This is a genomic window from Candidatus Symbiothrix dinenymphae (genome assembly GCF_001431085.1).
The window spans coordinates 1-522 of sequence record NZ_BBRU01000315.1; the positions used below are offsets into that span (position 1 = coordinate 1).

Sequence of the window (522 nt, forward strand, 5' to 3'; positions counted from 1 at the left end):
CTTGAGGCAAGCAAAGTCAAACTTAGAAATGACGGCGGTGTGTGGGTAGAAGACGGGGTGCCTTCGGATATAAACGTCTCGCGGATATTGACGGCGACATCAGACAGTACAGTCCGTTTTTTGCATGAGGCCACGAAAGAAACACTGGCAGAATACAACACATTATGGGCTGATCAGGCGGCTTATTACGCAGCACTATCAAGCGCAGGCATCCAATTTGTCCATACCACGGGCAACAACTTTAGAGTTGAAGCTTGGGACAGTGGTGGCATGCCCATCGTTGACGGTGCGGCCGAATACGTCACAACCGGAGCTAATCCCGGGTTCAAGTTTTGGTATGACTTTGATGACGGTGTCAATCGCTTCCGCATGGAAGGGGTGTTTCGAGAGTTGAAGTAAGGAGAGCAGGATAATTGTAGAAACGCGAATAGACAGGGCATGCCCTGTCTATTTTTTTTGAGGGGGAGGTTGCCCTGGGGTCAAATGGGAAATGCGGTTGCGTCGTTTTGGAGAAAATCTTGG

The 522-nt window shown here is 49.8% G+C and carries 1 protein-coding gene; it reads left to right on the forward strand.

The genetic code is table 11. The features are described 5' to 3' along the window. Positions 1-399, forward strand: a 399-nt coding sequence (locus ASC50_RS03890) for a hypothetical protein (RefSeq protein ID WP_158648391.1), incomplete at its 5' end; no start/stop codon positions are given. Between the last annotated feature and the right edge of the window lie 123 nt (positions 400-522).